This is a genomic window from Ruegeria sp. AF1, from assembly GCF_056542125.1.
This window is the reverse complement of sequence record NZ_JBQFZG010000022.1, coordinates 1-20,441: the sequence shown is the minus strand read 5'-3', so window position 1 is coordinate 20,441 and position 20,441 is coordinate 1. Positions and strand designations below refer to the sequence as shown.

The window sequence follows — 20,441 nt, the reverse complement described above, 5'->3', positions numbered from 1 at the left end:
CAGTCATTCGCAGAAGTTACCGTGATAGGTCCCGGCGAACGCGTCACAGTGGAGGATGGCGGGCGACAGACGTCGATGATCGTCACAGGTGTTCTGGGCGCACAGGTTGTTCCGGAGTATTTCGGAGCGAATAGTCAGCAGCTTTATCCAATGGGAAGTGTCGAAGTTCCGTTTCTGTTTTCTCAGTTTCTTCGGTATGGCGATCCGGTCCTGACGGAAGATCCATTGGTATTTCCTCCCGGGTTCATTCCCAGGCTATCAGCGCGATATGTTCCGCCACGGGACTCTTCCGACTACCCAGAGCTGACTGGCCTGGAAGATGTCGGTCTATCCATCGAAATCGGCGCAGGGGTCGGATATGTTTCGCGGAACGCCGAAGTTTTTGCAGATCTTCGGTATGGGCTGGGCGGGCACGACAGTTTCGTCGCCGCAATCGAAGCCAATTACATAGCGCGCCCGATGGATCGAATGACAGTGCGCTTCGGGCCGCGACTGCTGTTCGGTACAGACAAATATAATCAGACTTATTTCGGAATTACGCCGGACGAAGCCATACGCAGTCAATACCCCGCCTACGACCCAGCTGGAGGGTTGGTCAGTGCAGGGTTGGAACTCGTCGTCACCCACAGGTTCGCCGATACTTGGTGGCTGGAAGTTGGTGCCAAATACGAAAGGTTTCAAGACGCGGCTGCCGGCTCACCCATCGTTCGTAATGGGTCCGCCGATCAGTTCGAAGTGCGTGTTGGTCTCCGTCGCGCCTTTTTAGTGCGCTTCTGACGTGGTCGAAACCTTTTCGCACAGACCACTTGTAGGGGATTTGTTGCAAAGATGTGAGCCCGTTGAGTTGTATCAGCAATCGCCTGTGAGTCAGACGGCGAGCTCAGCGAACTGCTGAAATGGACAGAGTCAAGGCTTGAGTTGGCCCTTGCGGATCATGTACGACACTTCAATTCCGTCGAGCGTTGCCGCCGCTGAAGCGAAGGCCTTGAACCCCAGCATTGGCCGCGTGCGTCTCTTGATGAAACGATGTTCCTGTTCCACGATATTGTTCAAGTATTTCCGCCTCACCATCTCAATCGGGATCGTGCAGACAAAGTCTTTGAGCATTTTATTGATGGCCTTAATCCCCGTTACTCTGATTATGCCTCCTTCATTTTAAAAGTTTTTTCGTGTGTCCAGATGCCGAGCATCAGGATCGCAAGTCTTTTGGCAAGAGCGACAACGCCTTTTTGTGACTGGTAGGCGTTTCGAGAGCCCGAGCCCATCTCTGTAATTCCGATCCATTGCCCAGTTTTACTCGGTTCAGAAAACTGTCTGCCGTCATCGACTACCGGGTAAATTTAGGGGGTAACTCAAGAACACTGCGAAGAGGATCACATCTTTCGGATACTGTGCGCCTTGGAAGGAGATCATAAACAGACTTTCGACTTCAATATTTTGATATCCATTCACTCGAAACACTTATGAGCGTCAGCAGTCAAAACTTAGCAACAGATCCCCTTGACTCTGCCCGTTTCGTCAATCCGACGAGTTGGCAATCTGAACCCATAGCGATCGCAAATCTATTTGACCGACCTAAAACTTTGCAATGAAACCTATCTACTCGCCTCGCACCTCGACGAATCGGCTCGCCTCAAGCCTCTTCAGTCCCTCGTCAATTCGCGCACGTAGCCGATCGTCCATCATAATTTTCGCTGCATAGTCTGTGGGATCGACGCCGCGTTCTGTGAATGTCGCGATCGCGGCGCGGGCACTTTCGAATTCCCCGGCCAGCGCATGCGTGACCGCGATCAGTAACCAGTCGTAGATCGCATCGCGCGCGTCGATGTCACGGACAAGGTCGGAGGCTGAGCAATAATCTCCCGCGATCAATGGTTCCATCGCGAGCGATATGGACACCCAGATTGGCAGCAACGGGTTGCGTTCGCGCGCTTCTCGCACAAGCGCAAGGCCGTCTTCGATGTCACCCGACTTGGCGAGCCAGCCACCGACCAATGCCATCATCAGCGTCGCGTTTGGGTTAGCATCGACGGCACGCGAGATTAGATTTCGGTACCGTGCAGCGTCCCCCTGTGCTTGGGTAAAGGCTGCTGAGGCAAAAAGCGCCTCCTGGCAATTGGGAGCCAGAGCGATGGCCTTCTCAGCGTGGATTCTTCCCGGCTCGATCACATCTTCGATCGGGGTAGCGCCGAGTGTCGCTGCTTCGATCAATGCTATCGCAACCAAAGCATGGGCGAGACCGCTCGATGGGTTGTGCCGGAGGGCGCCTTCTGCGAGCTCCTGAAACTCCTTCAGGCTATCAAGTCGTGATGTACCTACGTGTGCATGAAACGCCAGAAGCGCTTCATAGACGCCTGCATCCGTAGCACTGCGGCCGGTATATTGCGCGTTCAGATCTTCGGCGACGATACCGTAGGCATCAGCCAACCGTCTCGCACATTGGCACGCGATGTCCTCCTGAAGTCCGAATACATCGGCATAGTTGGACTCGATCCGAAACCGGTCTGACCAGATCAAGGTCTCATCAGGAAGCCGGCTCAACTGGACTAAAATGCGAAGGTTCCCACCGGCCTCGCGAACGTTGCCACGCAATATGTAGTCGACCCCTCCTGCAAGGGCCGAATTGTTGTTGTCAGATGCGATCACGCTCTCATGCCAACCGGAAATCACGCGTAGATGGCCAAAGCGCGCCAGCTCAAGTGCGATCTCCTCGGGAAGTCCGTCTCGGTACAATCGCGCCTTTTCTCCATCTTCTCCGGTAAAACCCAGGATAGCCAGCTTGGGCAACTCCGTCTGCGGGGTCCTTATTACCTTGGCCCGAACTGGAGGTCGCATATCGAAGCAAGGTCGATAGTGCCCCTTTGGCACCGATACCACCAACTGGTCTCCGGCGCCCGAGGTCAGGTAATAGTGTTCGAGTGCCTTTCGCAACTTGATCGCTTCGAGCCGGACGACGGGATCGCTGTTAGGGTCGAAACTGGCGTCGCGACCGAAAACATCCATTGCCAGTGCAGTGCCCTTAAGGAGATCTCCACGTCCGGCGAGTTCTTCCTTCACAAGGTGGGTCAGGAACCTTTGAACCCGTGGCCCGGCGGTGAAATCCGAAGAGGAAAGAATGCGATTGAGTTGTGCAGTGACCGCTTCCTCATCTGGTTGAATTTCGGTCAATGCTTTCACACTCCCTAGCACCAACTTGTATCCGGTTCATACAGGCCGATGGTAGCAGCGTCGAAGAACATGGTCGAGAGGGCCGCCCGGAAACTTCGCAGCAGAGCCTCCTAAACATAACGGTGGACCAGTTCAGTAAGGGTGGCGCAGTTCCGCATTCTCGGTGGCAAATTGATATTATTCGTATATGATGGAACGACTAACAGGGGAGACAACAGATGAAGTTTATTTCTGCCAGTGTACTGGCGTTATGTGCCAGCCTTGCTCATGCTCAGGATGCCGCAGACCTGGTTTTGAAAAATGCTTTCGTCCTGACAATGGACAATGAAAATCCCGAGGCGCAAGCCGTTGCCGTACGAGGCAATCAGATCGTGTATGTTGGCGACGTGAATGGCGTGGAAAGCTTGACTGGCGAGAACACCGAAGTCCTTGATCTGACCGGCAAGATGGTGCTCCCCGGCTATGTCAGCGCCCACGACCATGTTCTTGGCTCCGCGTGGTCGACACTAGGCGTCGATCTGAATGCGGCAAAAGACAAAGAAGAAACACTGCAGATGCTGCGGGACTACGTGGCGGAAAACCCGGATCTGCCGATCGTTGTCGGCCAAGGATACAATGCAACCCTTATGGGGGGGGCGCCGACTGCCGCTGAGTTGGATGAAATCATCCCCGACAAGATCGCGATTATCATCGACTTCACCATTCACGACGCGTGGCTGAACACCAAGGCGCTCGAAGCCGGAAACATCACCAAAGATACGCCGGACCCGGTGCCGGGGGTTACTTACTGGATCAGGGATGACGACGGGAACCCATTGGGCGTCGGCAAGGAAGGATCGTGGTTTCCTGTCTATACGAAGGTCGCTTGGGATCCCGAGCGAATGATCGAGGAAAGCCGCAAAAAACTTCAGCCACAAGTGGTCGCAGGCGGCACAACAACAGCACTGATTCCTGGTGTTGTCACTCCGAATTTCACAAACGCACCTGGCATGTTCGATGATTTGGAGATTTCCATGAAGGTGCTTGAAAAAGCGCTCGCCGACGGTGATTTGCCAGTGCGAACGTTTGTTCAACCGGCCTACAAGGACGCGACAGCCGATCCGGTTGAATTTGCGGCGCGGGCACGTGCAATGGCCGACAAGTACAACGGTGACTTGTTTCGCGTACATGGCATCAAGTTACACCCCGAAGGGACATGGAGTGCCGGCGCGGTTCTGATGCTGGAGCCGTTCGAGGGAACAGACAATATAGGCATCTCGGCGGTGAAACCGGATCAGATGAAAGAGGTCGTCAAGGCCGCAAACGACCAAGGTCTAGATGTTTTTGCCCATGTTGAAGGGTCGGGCACTGTGCGTGGGATGATTGACGCGATCCTTGCGTCGCGCGACTCCGGCAACGCGGACGAGCGCAATGCGCTGCATCACTATCAGATCGTTCATCCTGATGACCAGCAACGCATGATCGACAACAGCATTCCGGTAAACATCACCCCGATTTTTTCGGTAGATTGGGCTGGGCAGGATCAGGACTTTCTCAGCATGTTGGGTGACACGCGCACGAACGAGCGTGTTTCTCAATACAGGCCACTGGCCGATGCCGGGGTCAGCGTCAGCCTTGCAGGAGATTACCCATCCGCGCCGATGTCGACCAACAGTATGCTCTATCAGATCTATACTGCGGTTACGTTCAAGAACCCCCTGGACCCCGCGAACTCTAAGAAGTTCCCAAATGGAGCTGCCCCGCTGGACCTGATGCAGGCGATTGAGGCCGTAACAATCAATCCAGCTTGGCAATTGAGAATGGAAGACAAACTGGGCTCCCTAGAGGTGGGGAAATTGGCCGATATCGTGATTCTGGACCGAAACATTCTGGAATTGGATAATCCCGAAGAGCTGCTGACGACCAAGGTTCAAGCAACGATTATGGATGGACAATTCCGCCATCGGGATGGACTATAGTCGCGGTCAATACGACCGAACTTCAGAGGCACCCCACATTATGGAGGTGCCTCTTTTTTCGTTTTGACCCAGATGTTTGATCCCAAGGTTTGATAATGCGACCCTTTCGCAGCCCTGGAATTGGGACACATCATATTCGCGACGGATGTAGGTCGACATGATCTGCGAGGTCAAAAGGATTCGGTACCGCCTGCACAATCTGAATTCAGGGCCAAATCGAATACTCCACATTCCGAACCATCAGACGCCTGTAGGCGAGCACTTGGGGCGGGACAAAAACAGAATTCGTCCAGATCGCCGCTGCCTCGCTTTCGTAGCTGACGTGATCGTCGAGCACTATCCGCACGACCCGTGTACGTGTCTCAGGTGAATAGCGGTTCGCTCTGTTGTTTTTTTTGGCTGCGATCTTTCCTTGATTTGGAGCCTCCGGAAACCCCGGAGCGGGTCACTTCAAGGCTGCCGAGCATACCTCAGGCTAATCCCGAAACGCTTTAGTGTTGAGCTTTTAAGGCCAACAAGCATCAACGGTCCACCGTGTTCTTTCTGCGCTCGAAGAGGGAAAGAATATGTGCCGCAATCACCATTACCAGCCAAATCAAAGACGAACTGAAATTTTCGGCCGCAGCAAGTGGCAAAACCCCAAACCCAAATAATATTGAAACGAAATCACTTGCCTGCCAGCCATCGGCAAGCAGGTCGGGCAATAATCCAAGAAAGCTGCCGAATGCGCCTGCAATCAATGTTGACAAAAGTCCGCCAACCAATGCTGTCACCCATCCCCCAACGCCTGAACGACCAAACATCGGAGCAAGCAGAAACCCCATGAACGCCCCACCCAACGTCATCGCAATCACGTAGCGTGTCACCAGCCCGAAGTTCTGCTTCGCCCACTCGTCACTCAACCCGCCGGGAAGGTCCCGAGAAAGGAAGAGCAGGAATAAGCTTGCACCGATCACGGCCATTACCAATGTTGCTGCTCGTCGTGGCGCTTTATACTGTGATTTCGCGACTGTCATTCAATCGGTCCAAATCGAGAGGGATTTTGATGGGTGCGAACGGGGCCGCTCCGTGGCTCGGTTTTTTCGCGTAAACAGGTCAACCGCATCAATCTGCTTGTTTAATTATACAACAAAACGCGTGCGCGGCGTCAACGGCAAGCAAGGGAATTAAAACCATGCAAAACATCCAGGAACATTGATTGCATTTGCGGTCGTCAAATGGTCGGGGCTGCCGTCGGGGCCACTCAACTGTTTCTAACGAAAACAGTTAACGACCGTGGGGAGCAAGTCACGGCCTATTAACAAATAAACAAATTTGATTATGATCGCCTTACAAAGGAGGCGAGGTGTTCCATTATGAAGCGGTTTTGGCAAGTTCTCCTATCTTCAAATTCAGCACGTGCATTTTTCCCTGTTTCGACACAGGTTTCAGCGGTTCTCGGCGCTCTGACATTCATTGCAGCTTCGATAATCGGCGGCACAGCGGCGGCTCAGTTTCCAATTGCGGGAAGCTACGGGTTGGGTGGCGGGTTGGGACAAACCTCTGCTGTACTGCCTCCTCAGGGAACTAGGGTAATCGAAAATGGGTGGATCAACTACGATATCCAACGTTATGTCGATGACAACGGAGATGACATCGGTGCACCAACGCCCACAGTCAACGCGGCCCGGTTGACCTTCAGATATGTTTTTCGTGACGTCAGGATACTCGGGGCCGATTATGCGGCAGGCGTTGTCCTGACTTACCGAGATCAGATATTGCGGCCTGAACCCGGGTCGGGGACAGACTACCATCTGGGAGACACAGTTGTCACACCAATCGCGTTGGGGTGGCATCACAATACCTGGCACTTTCAAACATCCTACACCTTTTGGGCCCCAACCGGAGAATTTGAAGCGGGTGGAAGCACCAACACCGGCAAGGGCCTTTGGAGCCACATGCTGTTCGTAGGATCAACATGGCAGCAGGACGCAAGCCTGCCTTGGGCGGCAACGTTTCAGGCACGTTACGAAACGTTCGGACGCCAGAAAACCACCGATATTCGCCCAGGTGACGTCCTGTCATTGGAGTTTGCTTTTGGAAAAGAAGTCGCCCGGGGCTTCAGTCTGGGGCTTTTGGCGGCACGATCATTCCAAGTTTCAAAGCAAAGCGGTACACCCGGAGGCAATCCCTCAAAATATGAGATCAACCTAATCGGAGCTGAAGGTGTCTGGAAACCCAAAGATCTTCCAGGCGCTCAGATCGCCTTGCGCATGGGGAAGGAATTTGACAACCGAAACACGACGGAAGGCTTCGCGACCCTGCTGTCGCTTGCCTACGCATTTTAACCGGAGTGCATGAGGTCATTCGGTGAATCGTTTACCTTCAAAGGAAAAATGAGAGAAGATCGTGCCTGCGTGGCGATTTTGGCTATGAGTGTAGGCTGTGCTGCGACAGCGCAAAGTACTGATCCGGATGCTTCAGAAGCGGCGGCACGCGCAGCATTGTCAGTTTTGAGTATTGCTGCCACCCCAAACGAAACAATGTCTTCTTTTTCTTTTCTAAGGGCAACAGGCGACACAAAAAGCCTTAGATCAAGCCAACTCCGAGGCGGGTATCACCCGCTCGAAAATGGCTTATATCTTGAAGGGCTTGTGGCTTATCAGAAATACAACCCGGTGCTTTTCTTTCCAGAAATTGCACCTGGTGTCGATGTGGACGTGACCTGGGCAAGTGTAGCGGCAACCTTTGGTTTAGGCTGGGAGTTTCCGTTGAAAAACGACTGGCGCATTCGTCCGGTCGGGCATGTATCATTCGGCCATGTTACGGCTGATGCTTCAATTATTGACTTCCCGTTGCTTCCGGTCAATTCGCAGTCGGCGGATTCAGTTGACGGAAACCTGAATGCACTGGGATTAGGGGCATCTGTCGCCGTATTCAAGGAGACCCAGGTTGGCCTTTGGCAGGCAGAATACCGATTTCGCCAAACGTTTCTGGAGTTTCACCCAATTGACGAACCACAAGCCGGTGGGGCCAAGGCCAACTCCAACCAGACGACGCTTTTTTCTCGCCATCGCTATCCTTTGAAAGATGTCAGGTTCTTCAACTTGCCCACGCACCTAGTTCTGGATGCTGGACTGGTGTACTATCGAGGGGATGCCGCAAAGGTTCTGGACACCGATTGGTTGGCAACTGCTGGTGTCGGCATCGAGTTCGACGCAAGCCGAATTGGTGTTCCATTGGTTCAGGCCGGGCGGATAATGCTGAGTGGTGTAATCGCCGAGGATTTTGACGGTTATTCCATAGGCTTGGGCCTAAGGTTTTAGCGTCGCGCTCAACTTTGAACTTAAGACAATGTTCGGACGTGGGTTTCCCCGTTGGGAATCCAAATCTATGAATCTTGTAAGTTTCTGGATCTGTTGCAAACTTTTGACCTATGGCCTTCGTTGAGTTAGCGCCTGTTTGGCTGATGGCAGGTGTTGTCACGTTAACCCGCGATCCGCATAAAGATCCTGGTTTTTGGATTTCAAACGTAAACGGTAACTCGATCACACGTGGGCAGCGAGGTTCCAGGGCAAGAGATCGTCGATCTGGCTTTGTTTGTGGCCGTTGACGATGGCTGAGAGCGTTGCGGTCAGGTATACATGTGGATCGACGTTGTTAAGCTTGCAGGTTTCGATCAGCGAGGCGATGACGCCCCGGTTTTCGGCGTCCGCGTCGTGTCCGGCGAAGAGCGCGTTTTTCCTGTTCAGGGGCAGTACCCGTTCATTCTGCCCATGTCGGGCAGCTTTCCCGTGTGCGTTACGGATGGAATGCCTATTTCGGTTCAGATATCCGGGTGTTTCAATCCCGCCAGCGCGGTGATGGACAATACGTAGCTTTGGAGCGCGATCATGGCACCGGAGTGGGTTCTTGACGCGGCAGTGTGTTCGACCCTGAGTTTGGGCGTCCCGCTGGTTTCCATTGCTGCGCTTAATGATCTTCATGGTGTTCTCGCGTCCCTGGGGTTCCGGCGAAGCGTTTCGAAGAGGAAACGACAAAGGAGGCCGAGTATGATTCCGGAACGAAGGACCGATCCAGCGCAGCTGCCGCTACCCTTTCATCCCAATCCGATTATGCAGATTACGCAGGAGGAGAAGGCAACTGCTCTGACCGCGCTGGCCCAACTTCTGCTTTCGGCCGAGCCTCCCCCACTGAACTGGTCCACCGCTATGTTTAGGAAACGGAGGACCACGAATGTCCTTTACGACCTTCTCACTGTGGCTCTGCTTGGTTCCGGGTTTCTTTCTCATCTCCACTCCTTGGTGGTTACGATGAGCCAGAAATCCTCTCTTATCAAATCAACCTAAACTGTCCCATTAGCACTGACGTCAGAAACTGGTTGTGAATCCTGACCCTAGAATCAATTACCCCGACTACGCATAAATTATGTGAAGTCGGGATATATTTGGTTAGCTTGCCACTCCTAAAAACGGTAGTTCAAACCGAATGTCGCAGTGGTGACACTAAAATTATTGTCTCCGCCGGATGTGTCAAACCTGTCTTCAAGAATTTCGCCGAATAGTGAAACGTTATTAGAAATGCGGTGCTCCAATCCAATGCCGATTGTATATCCCCATTCGTCATTGGTTGCACTACTCGCAGCGTAAGCTGAGCCGGTCGTTACGTAGGCCAAGGTGTCTCCAAAAGAGTAGCCACCCCGAATTTTGATGCGGCTCAAGCTGTCCAAGTCGCCAATACCTGCGGAAACATTGGAGTAGCTAGAGTCAACTGAAAGACCAGCTACCCAACTACCGTCAATTCCCCAATCGCGACCCACATGAAGTCCAACCAAGTCGCCATGGCCATCCAAGTCCTCTGCAAGGTTCCCATAGCCAAAACGGGCTCCGACGTAGCTGCCATTCCAGTCTGCTGCGAAAGCAGGAACAGAGGTGAACGCCATCACTGTGGTCATTGCGATCGCCGCGGGTTTTATTACCATTCTTCCAGACATTGTCTTACCTCGGTGAGTTGTTCGTTTGAGATCCGACGGTATGAGATTTGTTAACCGTCCTCTGGTTAACTGTGGAAGATTGAGAACATTCTGGAGGTTCGAAACTGTAAGTTACAGTTACCGAACTGAACCTTCCCATCTGAATAAAACTGACCTGCCCGGTGTTGTTACGTTAGCTCGCGATCAAGCAAAGAATACTGTTTAATAAAATTCAGGCTGCTTGAGTGGCGGCATTTCAGGCGTCAAATGCTTCGAGGCGGTGATATCGAATTGTTCAGGCGGAGCGGCGGCGAGCGGGGACGCTGGAGCGGTTGCGGATTGCGGAGTGTGTCGCCATGTACCTTTGCAACCCTGCTGGAGAGCGACGGCCTTGCATTGTCCTTTCTCGCTTTCGGAATGGGAGATGGCTGTTTTCGGCGCGGTTATTGAGGCCCTTGTGCGACCAATGCTCCAGACCCGGCGCGACCTCTCGCTTGGCGGCACCATACGAGCGCAGCATGTCCGTGATGATCCGCTTGGGAGTGAAACCAAGACGCTTTATCAGGCGGCGTAACAGCCGTTTTGCAGCCCGTTTGTCCCGTTTCGGTTGGAGTATTTCATCCAGCACGATTCCATGCCGATCGACCGCGCGCCAAAGCCAATACTTGCGACAATAGAGTCTCACAACAACTTCATCGAGATGCCAGACATCGCCAGGACGGTTCAGTCTCTGCCGCAGGTTTCGAGTTACCGCCGGCCCGAACTTGATGAACCAACGCAGGACGGTTTCGTAAGAAGCATCGATCCCCCGCTGCAGCATCAACTCTTCAGTTTCCCACAGGCTCAGATTGAAGCGAACGTACAGCCACACCGCTTGCACGATGATCTGAGGTGGAAATCGGTGGCGCCTGTAGCTGATCGATGACGAAATCATCGATGTCACCTACGTCTAAATCGTATCATGGTCACCCTCGAGCGCAATCGCTACAGCGGCCCGGCCAGCCTCATAAACTGCTGTATCTGCCGGCATGTTTACACGGAACGGTTGGTCGTTTTGGCGGAAGGCCCGACCGTTTGTGCCCACGATCGCATCATCGAGCTGTCACACCACAAATCCGGCAGCGTGATCTATGACTGGTGACATCACTTCGCTGTGATCCAACGCAAGCCCGGCGCCCGGCGCAATATCTAGCCTCAACAATCTCGCCGAATAACTTGGCAATGCCGTTTCAAAAACTATCTGCCCTAGTGGAGTTTGCGTTGCGACGAGGGAAACTTCCTTGACTCTATGCTGGCTAAGGACCACTAAAGTGCATTGGTGAAAATTACTCGTCGTCGCGATGCTGCCGGCTTCGATGATCCAATGGCCTTCAGACTAATTGTAGCATGTGCCCAGCACAGGAACGGGTTTCGCTGGGGTCTTCGCTATGAGCTCGTTCCTCGCAAGCATTCGCAACTGTCACCTGACATGCACCAGTCACCGCGTGACCCATGAAAGAAGGCGCCGTATGAACAGCACATGGCTCATTAATTGCGTGCTTGATGGCCGATAGATCAGGTCTCAGGCTCCGCTTCAATCAGTCATTCATCGTGTTTACGCGCTGCATTCTTTGTTTGATCCCAGCACTTTTGGTGTCGCTCTCAGGAACAAAGCTTCCTGCCCAAGTCGCAGGCAATGCCGATGGATCAGTTTGTGACGAAGGTTTCGAAAACAAGAATGGATCGTGCCAAAGAACAGACTTACCAGAAAACGCATATTTGACGGGTAGCTCCTATGGCATGGGCTGGGAATGCAATCACGGTTTTCAGAATGTCGGAGATCTCTGTGAGGAAATAAGAGTTCCTGAAAATGCCTATCTTGCATCAACCGGAGATCAGTGGGAGTGCAATCGGCTGTTCCAGCGTGTCGAAGAAAAATGCGAAGAACTGATTGCACCTCAAAATGGATACGTCGAAACCAGGTTTGGCGCACAGGAAATACACTGCAACTGGGGATTTCGTAAGGAGAACCAGGATTGTGTTGCAATAGAAGTCCCAAAAAACGGTCGTCTGAGCGATAAAAAAAGCTCGGATGGTTGGGTTTGCCTCAGAGGTTACAACGCGGCGGAGAGCGGCTGTGAGCCCGTGGCTGTTCCACAGCATGCGTATCTTGAACCAGATTCCCACTCTGGATGGAAATGCGAACGTGGTTTTCGCGCAAACCGGGACAGGTGCGATGCGATCCTTGTTCCTTCAAACGCTCATTTGAATCGGAGAGGTGATGGTTGGGAATGCAATCGGCCGTTCACACGACAGAACGATAAGTGCGCCGAAAATATTCCACGAAAATAGGTTCGTGGAAATCAATATCGCCTGACAAATCCGGAAGGACCAAGCCGTGAACCATAACTCGATTGACGAAAATCTTGGCAAAAGGATCAAAGCCGAAAAGGCGCGTCGCCGGTCCCACGGGATTAAGATATCTATAGCGTTAGCAGTGTTTGTTGCAGCGGTAATTGTAGTGGTGTTTCTCTGATGCGTAAAAATGCCCCTCAAGTGACCCTTTCTGACTCAAAGATGTCAGTGCGTGGTCTGGAACAAAGAGCATTTCAGGACCGCAGTGTTCGCAAGACGCGGAACGCCGACGTATCAGAAGTGATCGAAGTAGAATTTGGAAAGTACTTGATTAAGGCTGGCATTCTGAGCGGTAACAGCGTTGCGCGCGCATTCCCCAAGCCACCAGCGAAAACGCAAGGTTTGATTGCTGATGCAGTTGGCGAAACACCGTCATTGGCCATTGAAGCCTTAAAAGAAATTCTCGAAGAGCGAGACAGGAAACGCAGCGCTCGACGTCGTTTGGAGGCGAACTCCGGCAACTTCATTCCCAGTGAAGGAGAATATGTCGAGGCATTGCGCCAGATCAGGCTCTCCCCTGCGCAGGTCACCATGCTCAAAGCACTTACAATCGCAGGCAAGGAAGGACTGAGCATTGGTCAGTTAACTAAGGCAGCTGGTTACAAATCGCGCGAGGCGTCCGTCAAGGTCTTCAAGAAAATCGGGCTATCGATTGCAGAATATCTGGAACTCGAGCTTCCCGAAGCCGGATCGGCACAGAATGATGGCGCCGCTCAGGTATTGGCATTTTCTCACGTCAAAAGTGACGATGAACCAGCGACTTGGATCATGCATCAGGAGCTGCGCGATGCTGTTCGTTCGGTTCTATGACGCACGTTCCAGCGCCTGCCTTTGAAGCGAACTTCGAACCGGAATAAACGCAAGAAAGGCGCACACGTAGCTTATGTTGGAGAAAAAACCATATCCGCTCGACCTGATCTATGTACCTGTGAAACGGGCCAAAACACTTGATCAACAAAAGGTTCTGACGCTGGCAGAAGATATCCTGAAGAATGGCCAGAAGACGCCGATCCAGATACGTGCGGACAACAAGCGGTTCGTGCTGATTGAAGGCCTTCACCGACTAGAGGCCATTCGCGCCCTAGGCGGTGATACGGTTGAAGCCTATTTGGTCCGTGCCAGACTACACTAAACTCTTTTTGAGATTGGCGTTCGACAAAGCCTCGGAAAATGCCAGCAGGCGCTGACCTTCTTCATCCCAAAGATGCAATCGTGCACAGTGAAAGCTCTCGAACAAAGTAATACGCTGGCAATTTTCCAACTCGGAATGGTCGCGCAAAACTTCGTCAAGCCGGTAAAAAGGTATGCGGCTGGCAAGGTGGTGAACATGGTGCACACCAATATTGGCAGAGAACCACCGCAGGATACCTGGCAGGGCATAGTGAGAACTTCCATAGAATGCTGCGTTCTGAAGATTCCACCCTTCTTCCCGCTCCCAGGTCGTGTGTTCAAACTGGTGTTGAATGTAGAAAAGCCAAATACCAATCGACGCGGCGACGATCATGGTTGGCAGGAATACATAAACCAGTACATCCATGCCTCCGGTCCAAAAAATCAGAGCTAGGACCACCGCAGTCGCGGCGTTTGTTCCCATTGCACTTGCCCAATACAGCCAGCCTGACCGCATGAAACCAAAGGGCAAGCGATTTTGAAGAAAGAACGTGTAGACCGGTACGATACAGAACAGGAAGAAGGGGTTCCGTATTAACCTGTAAGCGGCACGACCGGCCCACTTTCGCTTCAGGTATTCCTCTACAGTCAACGTAGGGATATCGCCCATCCCGCGCCGATCAAGGTTGCCGGTTGAGGCGTGGTGGATCGCATGGCTTTGCCGCCAGACGTCATAGGGTGTGAGGGCGAGAACACCCAGGACCCGACCGGTCCAATTGCAAACGGTGCGGTTTCTAAAGAAAGATCCGTGACCACAATCATGCATGATGATGAAGAGACGCACCAGAAATGCGGCGTTCAGGATGGCCAGTAGAACCGCGACCCAGACACTAAAAGATAACGCAAACCACGCTGCGCCCCATAGCGCGAAAAAGGGAATGACGGTGATTGCCAGCTCAAAAACGCTACGCTTCGTATCAGGCACACGGTATTGCGCGAGCGCCCGGGTCAATTCCTGCTGTTGCAACTGACTTGTTCTCCAACGGCTCTGAGGAACCCCCTGAGCATTCGGGCACCCCAGAAGGGTGCCCGTAGCAGGCTATGCGAGTGCCAGGTTGGCGGCGCTGTCGCGCCCATCACGGCCAGCTTCGACGTCGAAGGTAACCTTCTGGCCGTCCTTTAATTCGCTGATACCGGAACGTTCAAGTGCTGAAATATGCACGAACACGTCGCGCTTGCCACCCTCAGGTTCGATAAAGCCAAAACCTTTGGTCGAGTTGAACCATTTTACTGTGCCATTTGCCATGGTCGAAGTCTCCTAATACTTGCCGCCCGCATTATTGCGGCGACTCGGCGTGGTCGGTCTGAATCGAAAGACTGAACGCCGAATTTGGGAGACAGCAGGTCGAAAAAGAAAAACGTGAGCCTTGCGTATATGGGCTTAGCGTACACACGATACAAGTCTTGATACAATGGAAAGCAACAGAAGATCTGCGTCTGCCTAGCCCAAGTTAGGACAACGATAAGCAGGACCATTGCTCTGTGGTTCGGAAATCAGAAGTCGGCTTCTGTGATAAAACCTGCCGAGTGCGTATGCAGCAAATTGATTGCTCAGATACGGCAGGTAGGGCTGACTGTCCGAATTCACCGCGCGCTACAAGAACACCGCGGCTAGGCACAAATGTCATTGATTGGTGGAAACATTGCTAAATCAACGAGTTGACCTCTCTAACGAACGGCAGATTTTGCGCGGCCCGAATCTTGGGTCATGCTGCGTTGGCATAGGGCGACTGCGAGCCTCAAAGTGCAATTAGTAGGTCCGTATCTGCGCAAGCATCGGGCAAAAAACGTTCCCGATGTTACAGTTGGCCGTAAGTTCATTCAGGGCGGCCTCCAATCGCTTAAGTTCGTTTATCTTCATACGCACATTGGAGATATGAAGCTCGGCCAGTTCCTTAACGGATTGGCAATCCTCGCTATCACCTTCGGACAGGTTGAGAAGCACCTTTGCATCGGCAAGCGAAAAACCCAAGTCTCGGCACTTCCGTAGAAAACGAAGCCGTCCAACATCGTGCGCGGCGTACATGCGTCGATTATTCGATGCTCTTTCTGGTTTAGGCACGATCCCTTCGCGTTCGTAATAGCGGATAGTTTCAATTCCGACTCCGCTTTGCCGGGATGCTTCCCCAATCGCAAACATGTGAGATTTCCTGCCTTGATCCTGTAGTGGCTACAGAAGTTATACGAGAAGTTGCTGTCTCCACAACTCCGCGCGTCATGGTTCATGAGGGAAACGGAATGCAGAAATACCTTAGCCTCAGCTACTTGGGATCTCTATCAGCACTTGGCGTCGCGACTTGCTGCGTTTTGCCCATGATAGTGATGTTAATGGGGCTGGGCGGCAGTTGGTTGGCAATCTTTGGAAAGCTTGCCGCAGCGAGTTACTATGTGCTGACGATTTCAACGGCGCTCGTCGCGATATCGTGGCTGGTATCTTATCAGCGCGGTTCCTTGCCGACGTTGAAATGGCGGCTTGCAGGAACGACTTTGATCACCGGCGTGGCTTGGGTCGTTGTGTTTAACGAGGCACGGATTAACGATTACCTGATCATGAAGATGTGAGACTATGACAAAACAAACTGTAGTCCTAGAAAGCACCCTGACTTGCCCGAAATGCGGCCACAGCGAATCCGAGGAAATGCCAACGGATGCTTGCCAGTGGTTCTATGAATGCAAATCGTGCAAAACAGTTTTGAAGCCATTGGATGGCGACTGTTGTGTTTACTGTTCATATGCCACGGTCCCGTGTCCACCAATTCAGCTAGGCGATAGCTGTTGCAGATGAAGCGAAGGATGGCTTTGTTGAGCGAACTGTGAGCTGCCGCCGCGAGCATCGCGGCGATTTGCTTGAATGACAGGTTTTCCGCTGCTTGGCCGCACAAGACATTCGGCAGTTGCAGCGTTGTTCCTGCTGCAAGCGCATGCACCAAAAATCCAGGGTACAGGTTGGGTTCGAAACGCTATTTCGCCGCATCGCGTACGAACGGTTGGTTAAAGCCGTGAAGCTGACATTCCCGGTCTTCTCTACTTCCGAAAGGCTTTGTTGCACAATTGGCGTGAGGGATTCCCTGTTTGAATCCAGTAGGGTAGCTATGAGGTATGAGCAGTTGGTCCGCTAAGACGTACAAGACCAGGAACTGGCCTTCGTACAACACGGCGCTTAGGCAGCGTGGTTCGCTATCGATCTGGTTTGATCCTGAGATGGAATTGTAAAAGTCCGTCCAGGGAAAGGGGAAGCGCGCTCAAGCCCTGATCTGTGCAACAAAGCCATCCTTGGGGATGCAACCCCAACTCAAAGGATTACATTGCCTCACCCCCTTTGCAGGAGAGATTCTTCGATAGCTTCTGAAGCGGAAGACGACCTTACAGGTAATTGTTGCAACGGCATTGCCAAGTTGTTTGTGTGTGAATGAGAGGGGTGAGGCTTGGGCTTGTCACGTGGTCATTTCGGCCGCATAGCCAAAAGTTTGCGACAAAGCCGTTTGAAACTTATGATAGGTATAGATAGCAAGCGGCTCCGAAATCATCTTACCCGTAGATGGCTGCTTTTGTCAGGTCGTGAAGTTTAGAATTGCTGGCCAAGACAGCCCCCCCTCTTTCAATGAATTCGGAATATGGGGGGAAATCGACCTTGCCACCTGCCTCCTCCACAATGAGCATTCCGGCAATGGCGTCCCAAGGATTGAGATGTGCTTCAAAAAACGCATCGGCCCGTCCAGCGGCAACGGTAAGCAAGCTATAAGCGGCAGATCCGTTTCGACGATATTCCATGCCATGGTCGATCAGTCTCTGGACTTGATCGAAATAGTCGTCGGCGCCGTGGCGCGCGGATCGTCCCAATAGGACCAGCGCATCACTCGCTAGCTCGCAACTTGAATTCGGAAACGCGGTCCTGTCTAGGGGAGCATCCGAATTTGCGGACATATTCTCTGGAGAATTGAGCGGGGCTTTCATATCCGACCCCATAGGCAATCTCTGAGATCTTTGAGCCGGTGGTTTGAAGTTCATTACGGGCATGAAGCAAACGCAGATCTTTCTGGTATTGCAGCGGCGAGGTTCCCGTGACTGCTTTGAACTGTTCGAAGAAGGCCGAACTGCTCATCCCCACACGAGCGGCAAGCTCTCTCACGGTAAGGGGTTTGCCCAGATCTGATCGGATCTCGTTCGTCGCCGCAAAAATCCGGCTAGCCGTGTTCTCGTGCCACACCAGTTTTCGAAGCGTGCCACCATGTTGCCCGATCAGCAGGCGGGCGTGGATTTCCCGCGCCGTGATCGGCGCCAGCAAGTGTCGTTCCTCTTCGGTTTCGCACTGGCGAAAATATCGCAACAAGGCGTCTCGCATGTCATCACCAGTGGGTGCGAGGCAAATCGAAAACGGATCCGACACACGGTGGGTGGTTGACTGCGGCAAGGCCGGAGCTAGGGCGCGAAGGTGATCCAGATCAAGGGGGAATACGAGCGCGACATAGGGAAGATCGGGCGTGGCCTCGGTGATCCTTGAAACAACGGGCAGCGCGTTGCTGACGATCAGCGACTGCCCGGCCCGCACGGTAAGCGTTCTGGAGCTGGTCCCAACCTCCTTTACACCTTGCAGGACCGCGCACAACAGCGGGCGGTAGACATTTGCGTCATGTTGGGTGATCGCCGGATGGGTGAGAAATACCGTCCCACCGTCCTTATGTGTCAACACACCGTGCGTGACGCCTGAGTGATCAAGTTGAGCGAGAACATAGTCCAATAACGCCCGAGGTCCCATGAATGCCTCCTGTGGGTCGACCCATCTTTACCACGGGAGCAATGCAAACACTTACCCAAAACTTCAGATTGTGGAGGATTGTGCAAGAAAATTGGAGAATATTGAAAGATTCATCCTGCCTTGGTGATTATCGTGACTATAGGAAGTGAGGGATTTGAGATATGAAAACGATTCTTATCACCGGGGCCTCGTCGGGAATTGGCGCAGCGACGGCCCGGCATTTCCAAGCAAACGGTTGGAATGTCATCGCCACGATGCGCAACCCCACGGATGGCCCCGAGCTCGGCGCGTTAGAAAACGTACATCTGGCCCAACTGGATGTGACGGATTCGGGTTCAATTACAACGGCCGTAGGCGAAGGCATCGAACGGTTCGGGCAGATAGATGTTTTGCTGAACAATGCGGGCTATGGCGCCTACGGTGCGTTAGAGGCCTTTTCGATGGATCGCATTCGGCGTCAGTTTGATACCAACGTGATTGGGTTGATGGAAGTGACCAAGGCTATTCTGCCCCATTTCCGTCAGAACCAGTCGGGCACGGTTATCAATATCTCGTCCATTGGTGGGCAGATCACATTTCCACTTGGCGCGCTTTATCACGGCACAAAGTTTGCAGTTGAGGGGCTTTCGGAGTCACTACACTACGAGCTGGAGCCCCTTGGCATTCGGGTCCGAATTGTCCAACCGGGCATGATAAGAACCAACTTTGGAGGCAGTTCTTTCGATTTCGCCATGGATGAGAAGCTGCCGGACTACGCGCCAATGGCTGAAGCCATGGGGCGCCTGTTTGGCAAGCTGGCCGCGAACCCTTCTGCGCCTGAAACTGTCGCAAAGGTCATTTGGGATGCGGCCAACGAGACCGGAAACCGCCTGCGCTTTCGCGCAGGGCCTGATGCTGAAGAGCTGCTTGTTGCGCGTAAGCAACAAGATGACGAGACGTTCATCGGTGGTCTCAAGGAAAAGATGGCACCCTGAAGGGCCACTCAGTCGTTCACAGAAAGAGCTGATGATCCATGTACAGCGAAGCAATTGAAAAAGGCGGCTTGGCCGTTGTAACCGGGGCGGCAAACGGCGTGGGCAAAGCCGCAGCCCAACGCTTTGTACAAGACGGTCTGGGGGTTGTGCTGGTCGACCTGGCGGGTGAGGCATTAGACAGAGCCGAGGCGGAATTGCGCGATCTGGCCGGCTCGTCCGCAACTGTTCAGGCAATTCCGACTGATGTCACCGACACCACCGCCGTGAATGCCTTGGCGGATCAAGCTTTTGCGCTCGGCGAGATAGCTGTCCTAATGAACAATGCCGGTATCGCGCTGCCGACCAACAGTTGGGAAAACGCGGAGAATTGGCGCAAAGTGCTAGAGGTCAATCTTTTTGGGGTCATGAATGGCGTGCATGCTTTCCTGCCGCGCATGTTCAAAGCGGCGCGCCCCGCTGTGGTAATCAACACGGGGTCAAAACAGGGCATCACCACACCACCCGGAAACCCCGCCTACAATACCAGCAAAGCCGCCGTGAAGGTCATGACTGAAATGCTGGCGCACGAATTGCGACAGGCCGAGACGGAAATTACCACTCACCTTTTCGTACCGGGGTTCACCTATACCGGCATGATTCAGAAATTCATGCCGGAAAAACCTGCTGCCGCCTGGACAAGCGAAGAGACAATCGACTACCTGCTGAAGCGCATGTCGGCCGGAGATTTCTACATTCTCTGCCCGGACAACGATGTGTCCGAAGAGCGCGACAGCAAACGCGTTGAATGGGCTGCCGGTGACATAATCAACAATCGCCCGGCTCTTTCACGCTGGCATCCCGACTATGCTGATGCCTTTGCGGCGCACGAGGCCTCGGAAAAGTCGCACAAAACGAAAGGTCGTGGATAGAGCAAGTGAAACTGTTACCCAAGCAACAAAGCTCACACCTCGTCTATAAACCTAGGGTCAGGATTCATAACCAGTAGATGACGACGGCTGCGAGCGCGATGGCCGAGAGGAAGACCTTGGGACACCTGTCGTAGCGGGTTGCCACGCGTCTCCAGTCTTTGA

20 protein-coding genes and 5 pseudogenes are annotated in these 20,441 nt (G+C 53.1%); 13 read left to right on the top strand and 12 right to left on the bottom strand.

Annotation, left to right across the window (positions count from 1 at the left end; translation table 11 throughout):
* Window positions 1–21: 21 nt before the first annotated feature.
* Complete coding sequence (locus ACR0BK_RS18885; RefSeq protein ID WP_480521017.1) at window positions 22–777, top strand: MipA/OmpV family protein; 756 nt, start codon at window positions 22–24, stop codon at window positions 775–777.
* Between the two features lie 129 nt (window positions 778–906).
* On the opposite strand, the pseudogene ACR0BK_RS18880 reads toward ACR0BK_RS18885, so the two are convergent.
* Together ACR0BK_RS18880 and ACR0BK_RS18875 are read right to left on the bottom strand one after the other, a co-directional pair.
* Window positions 907–1,128 (bottom strand): annotated as a pseudogene (locus ACR0BK_RS18880) (DDE-type integrase/transposase/recombinase); the annotation flags it as partial.
* Between the two features lie 471 nt (window positions 1,129–1,599).
* Entirely contained in the window at window positions 1,600–3,177 is a 1,578-nt protein-coding gene (locus ACR0BK_RS18875) for a hypothetical protein (protein WP_480555906.1), read from the bottom strand.
* A 209-nt stretch (window positions 3,178–3,386) separates the two neighbouring features.
* On the opposite strand from ACR0BK_RS18875, the gene ACR0BK_RS18870 reads away from it, so the two are divergent.
* On the top strand, window positions 3,387–5,126 hold the full coding sequence (locus tag ACR0BK_RS18870) for an amidohydrolase (protein WP_480555905.1): 1,740 nt from the start codon (window positions 3,387–3,389) through the stop codon (window positions 5,124–5,126).
* 521 nt (window positions 5,127–5,647) lie between these two features.
* Here the strand turns inward: ACR0BK_RS18870 and ACR0BK_RS18865 are convergent.
* Complete coding sequence (locus ACR0BK_RS18865) at window positions 5,648–6,142, bottom strand: hypothetical protein (protein ID WP_480555904.1); 495 nt, start codon at window positions 6,140–6,142, stop codon at window positions 5,648–5,650.
* Window positions 6,143–6,481: 339 nt separating this feature from the next.
* Here ACR0BK_RS18865 and ACR0BK_RS18860 point away from each other — a divergent pair, with 339 nt between their 5' ends.
* Together ACR0BK_RS18860 and ACR0BK_RS18855 are read left to right on the top strand one after the other, a co-directional pair.
* Entirely contained in the window at window positions 6,482–7,453 is a 972-nt protein-coding gene (locus ACR0BK_RS18860) for a SphA family protein (protein WP_480555903.1), read from the top strand.
* A 9-nt stretch (window positions 7,454–7,462) separates the two neighbouring features.
* Window positions 7,463–8,431 carry an autotransporter domain-containing protein gene (locus ACR0BK_RS18855; protein WP_480473578.1) on the top strand — a complete coding sequence of 323 codons (969 nt, stop codon included), beginning with the start codon at window positions 7,463–7,465 and terminating at the stop codon, window positions 8,429–8,431.
* Window positions 8,432–8,653: 222 nt separating this feature from the next.
* Here ACR0BK_RS18855 and ACR0BK_RS18850 read toward each other — a convergent pair.
* The 3 genes and pseudogenes from ACR0BK_RS18850 to ACR0BK_RS18840 form a co-directional block, all read right to left on the bottom strand.
* A pseudogene (locus tag ACR0BK_RS18850) lies at window positions 8,654–8,869 on the bottom strand (transposase domain-containing protein); the annotation flags it as partial.
* A 701-nt stretch (window positions 8,870–9,570) separates the two neighbouring features.
* On the bottom strand, window positions 9,571–10,059 hold the full coding sequence (locus ACR0BK_RS18845; RefSeq protein ID WP_480521005.1) for an outer membrane protein: 489 nt from the start codon (window positions 10,057–10,059) through the stop codon (window positions 9,571–9,573).
* 316 nt (window positions 10,060–10,375) lie between these two features.
* A pseudogene (locus ACR0BK_RS18840) lies at window positions 10,376–11,011 on the bottom strand (IS6 family transposase); the annotation flags it as partial.
* 27 nt (window positions 11,012–11,038) lie between these two features.
* Here ACR0BK_RS18840 and ACR0BK_RS18835 point away from each other — a divergent pair.
* The 4 genes from ACR0BK_RS18835 (at window position 11,039) to ACR0BK_RS18820 (ending at window position 13,603) form a co-directional block, all read left to right on the top strand.
* Window positions 11,039–11,218, top strand: coding sequence for a hypothetical protein (locus ACR0BK_RS18835; protein ID WP_480555902.1), 180 nt, complete (start codon window positions 11,039–11,041; stop codon window positions 11,216–11,218).
* A gap of 401 nt (window positions 11,219–11,619) precedes the next feature.
* A complete protein-coding gene (locus ACR0BK_RS18830; protein ID WP_480555901.1) occupies window positions 11,620–12,408 on the top strand; it encodes a hypothetical protein in 789 nt (262 codons plus the stop codon).
* Between the two features lie 183 nt (window positions 12,409–12,591).
* Window positions 12,592–13,281, top strand: a complete 690-nt coding sequence (locus ACR0BK_RS18825) for a hypothetical protein (protein ID WP_480555900.1) — start codon at window positions 12,592–12,594, stop codon at window positions 13,279–13,281.
* Between the two features lie 73 nt (window positions 13,282–13,354).
* Window positions 13,355–13,603, top strand: coding sequence for a ParB N-terminal domain-containing protein (locus tag ACR0BK_RS18820; RefSeq protein WP_480473583.1), 249 nt, complete (start codon window positions 13,355–13,357; stop codon window positions 13,601–13,603).
* Here the strand turns inward: ACR0BK_RS18820 and ACR0BK_RS18815 are convergent.
* The 3 genes from ACR0BK_RS18815 to ACR0BK_RS18805 form a co-directional block, all read right to left on the bottom strand.
* The gene (locus ACR0BK_RS18815) at window positions 13,595–14,566 is read right to left on the bottom strand and encodes a fatty acid desaturase (RefSeq protein WP_480555899.1); all 972 of its coding nucleotides are present in this window, start codon (window positions 14,564–14,566) and stop codon (window positions 13,595–13,597) included. The two genes, ACR0BK_RS18820 and ACR0BK_RS18815, sit on opposite strands and share 9 nt — an antisense overlap.
* Window positions 14,567–14,680: 114 nt before the next feature.
* Window positions 14,681–14,887: a cold-shock protein gene (locus ACR0BK_RS18810; RefSeq protein ID WP_480473585.1), complete on the bottom strand. Its 207-nt coding sequence runs from the start codon at window positions 14,885–14,887 to the stop codon at window positions 14,681–14,683.
* 504 nt (window positions 14,888–15,391) lie between these two features.
* Entirely contained in the window at window positions 15,392–15,781 is a 390-nt protein-coding gene (locus ACR0BK_RS18805; RefSeq protein ID WP_480555898.1) for a MerR family transcriptional regulator, read from the bottom strand.
* 98 nt (window positions 15,782–15,879) lie between these two features.
* Here ACR0BK_RS18805 and ACR0BK_RS18800 point away from each other — a divergent pair, with 98 nt between their 5' ends.
* From ACR0BK_RS18800 to ACR0BK_RS18790, 3 genes and pseudogenes are all read left to right on the top strand, one after another.
* Window positions 15,880–16,203, top strand: coding sequence for a hypothetical protein (locus tag ACR0BK_RS18800; RefSeq protein ID WP_480520997.1), 324 nt, complete (start codon window positions 15,880–15,882; stop codon window positions 16,201–16,203).
* 4 nt (window positions 16,204–16,207) lie between these two features.
* Window positions 16,208–16,426 carry a GDCCVxC domain-containing (seleno)protein gene (locus tag ACR0BK_RS18795; protein ID WP_480555897.1) on the top strand — a complete coding sequence of 73 codons (219 nt, stop codon included), beginning with the start codon at window positions 16,208–16,210 and terminating at the stop codon, window positions 16,424–16,426.
* A gap of 314 nt (window positions 16,427–16,740) precedes the next feature.
* Window positions 16,741–16,845: pseudogene (locus ACR0BK_RS18790) on the top strand (IS5/IS1182 family transposase); the annotation flags it as partial.
* Between the two features lie 324 nt (window positions 16,846–17,169).
* On the opposite strand, the gene ACR0BK_RS18785 reads toward ACR0BK_RS18790, so the two are convergent.
* Together ACR0BK_RS18785 and ACR0BK_RS18780 are read right to left on the bottom strand one after the other, a co-directional pair.
* The gene (locus ACR0BK_RS18785; RefSeq protein ID WP_480555896.1) at window positions 17,170–17,565 is read right to left on the bottom strand and encodes an inositol monophosphatase family protein; all 396 of its coding nucleotides are present in this window, start codon (window positions 17,563–17,565) and stop codon (window positions 17,170–17,172) included.
* Window positions 17,495–18,397 (bottom strand): AraC family transcriptional regulator, encoded by a 903-nt coding sequence (locus tag ACR0BK_RS18780; RefSeq protein ID WP_480555895.1) that lies wholly within the window; start codon window positions 18,395–18,397, stop codon window positions 17,495–17,497. Before ACR0BK_RS18780 ends, ACR0BK_RS18785 begins: the two co-directional genes overlap by 71 nt.
* Window positions 18,398–18,558: 161 nt before the next feature.
* Here ACR0BK_RS18780 and ACR0BK_RS18775 point away from each other — a divergent pair, with 161 nt between their 5' ends.
* Both ACR0BK_RS18775 and ACR0BK_RS18770 read left to right on the top strand, forming a co-directional pair.
* Entirely contained in the window at window positions 18,559–19,371 is an 813-nt protein-coding gene (locus tag ACR0BK_RS18775; protein WP_480555894.1) for an SDR family oxidoreductase, read from the top strand.
* 38 nt (window positions 19,372–19,409) lie between these two features.
* Window positions 19,410–20,279: an SDR family NAD(P)-dependent oxidoreductase gene (locus ACR0BK_RS18770; protein WP_480555893.1), complete on the top strand. Its 870-nt coding sequence runs from the start codon at window positions 19,410–19,412 to the stop codon at window positions 20,277–20,279.
* 64 nt (window positions 20,280–20,343) lie between these two features.
* Here the strand turns inward: ACR0BK_RS18770 and ACR0BK_RS18765 are convergent.
* Window positions 20,344–20,441: pseudogene (locus ACR0BK_RS18765) on the bottom strand (IS5/IS1182 family transposase); the annotation flags it as partial.

Bases quoted from the DNA above. Each gene is read 5' to 3' on its own strand.
- ACR0BK_RS18870 (WP_480555905.1), top strand. From the start codon at position 3,387: ATGAAGTTTATTTCTGCCAGTGTACTGGCGTTATGTGCCAGCCTTGCT.
- ACR0BK_RS18865 (WP_480555904.1), bottom strand. From the start codon at position 6,142: ATGACAGTCGCGAAATCACAGTATAAAGCGCCACGACGAGCAGCAACA.
- ACR0BK_RS18860 (WP_480555903.1), top strand. From the start codon at position 6,482: ATGAAGCGGTTTTGGCAAGTTCTCCTATCTTCAAATTCAGCACGTGCA.
- ACR0BK_RS18855 (WP_480473578.1), top strand. From the start codon at position 7,463: ATGAGGTCATTCGGTGAATCGTTTACCTTCAAAGGAAAAATGAGAGAA.
- ACR0BK_RS18845 (WP_480521005.1), bottom strand. From the start codon at position 10,059: ATGACCACAGTGATGGCGTTCACCTCTGTTCCTGCTTTCGCAGCAGAC.
- ACR0BK_RS18835 (WP_480555902.1), top strand. From the start codon at position 11,039: ATGGTCACCCTCGAGCGCAATCGCTACAGCGGCCCGGCCAGCCTCATA.
- ACR0BK_RS18830 (WP_480555901.1), top strand. From the start codon at position 11,620: ATGGCCGATAGATCAGGTCTCAGGCTCCGCTTCAATCAGTCATTCATC.
- ACR0BK_RS18825 (WP_480555900.1), top strand. From the start codon at position 12,592: ATGCGTAAAAATGCCCCTCAAGTGACCCTTTCTGACTCAAAGATGTCA.
- ACR0BK_RS18820 (WP_480473583.1), top strand. From the start codon at position 13,355: ATGTTGGAGAAAAAACCATATCCGCTCGACCTGATCTATGTACCTGTG.
- ACR0BK_RS18810 (WP_480473585.1), bottom strand. From the start codon at position 14,887: ATGGCAAATGGCACAGTAAAATGGTTCAACTCGACCAAAGGTTTTGGC.
- ACR0BK_RS18805 (WP_480555898.1), bottom strand. From the start codon at position 15,781: ATGTTTGCGATTGGGGAAGCATCCCGGCAAAGCGGAGTCGGAATTGAA.
- ACR0BK_RS18800 (WP_480520997.1), top strand. From the start codon at position 15,880: ATGCAGAAATACCTTAGCCTCAGCTACTTGGGATCTCTATCAGCACTT.
- ACR0BK_RS18795 (WP_480555897.1), top strand. From the start codon at position 16,208: ATGACAAAACAAACTGTAGTCCTAGAAAGCACCCTGACTTGCCCGAAA.
- ACR0BK_RS18785 (WP_480555896.1), bottom strand. From the start codon at position 17,565: ATGTCCGCAAATTCGGATGCTCCCCTAGACAGGACCGCGTTTCCGAAT.
- ACR0BK_RS18780 (WP_480555895.1), bottom strand. From the start codon at position 18,397: ATGGGACCTCGGGCGTTATTGGACTATGTTCTCGCTCAACTTGATCAC.
- ACR0BK_RS18775 (WP_480555894.1), top strand. From the start codon at position 18,559: ATGAAAACGATTCTTATCACCGGGGCCTCGTCGGGAATTGGCGCAGCG.
- ACR0BK_RS18770 (WP_480555893.1), top strand. From the start codon at position 19,410: ATGTACAGCGAAGCAATTGAAAAAGGCGGCTTGGCCGTTGTAACCGGG.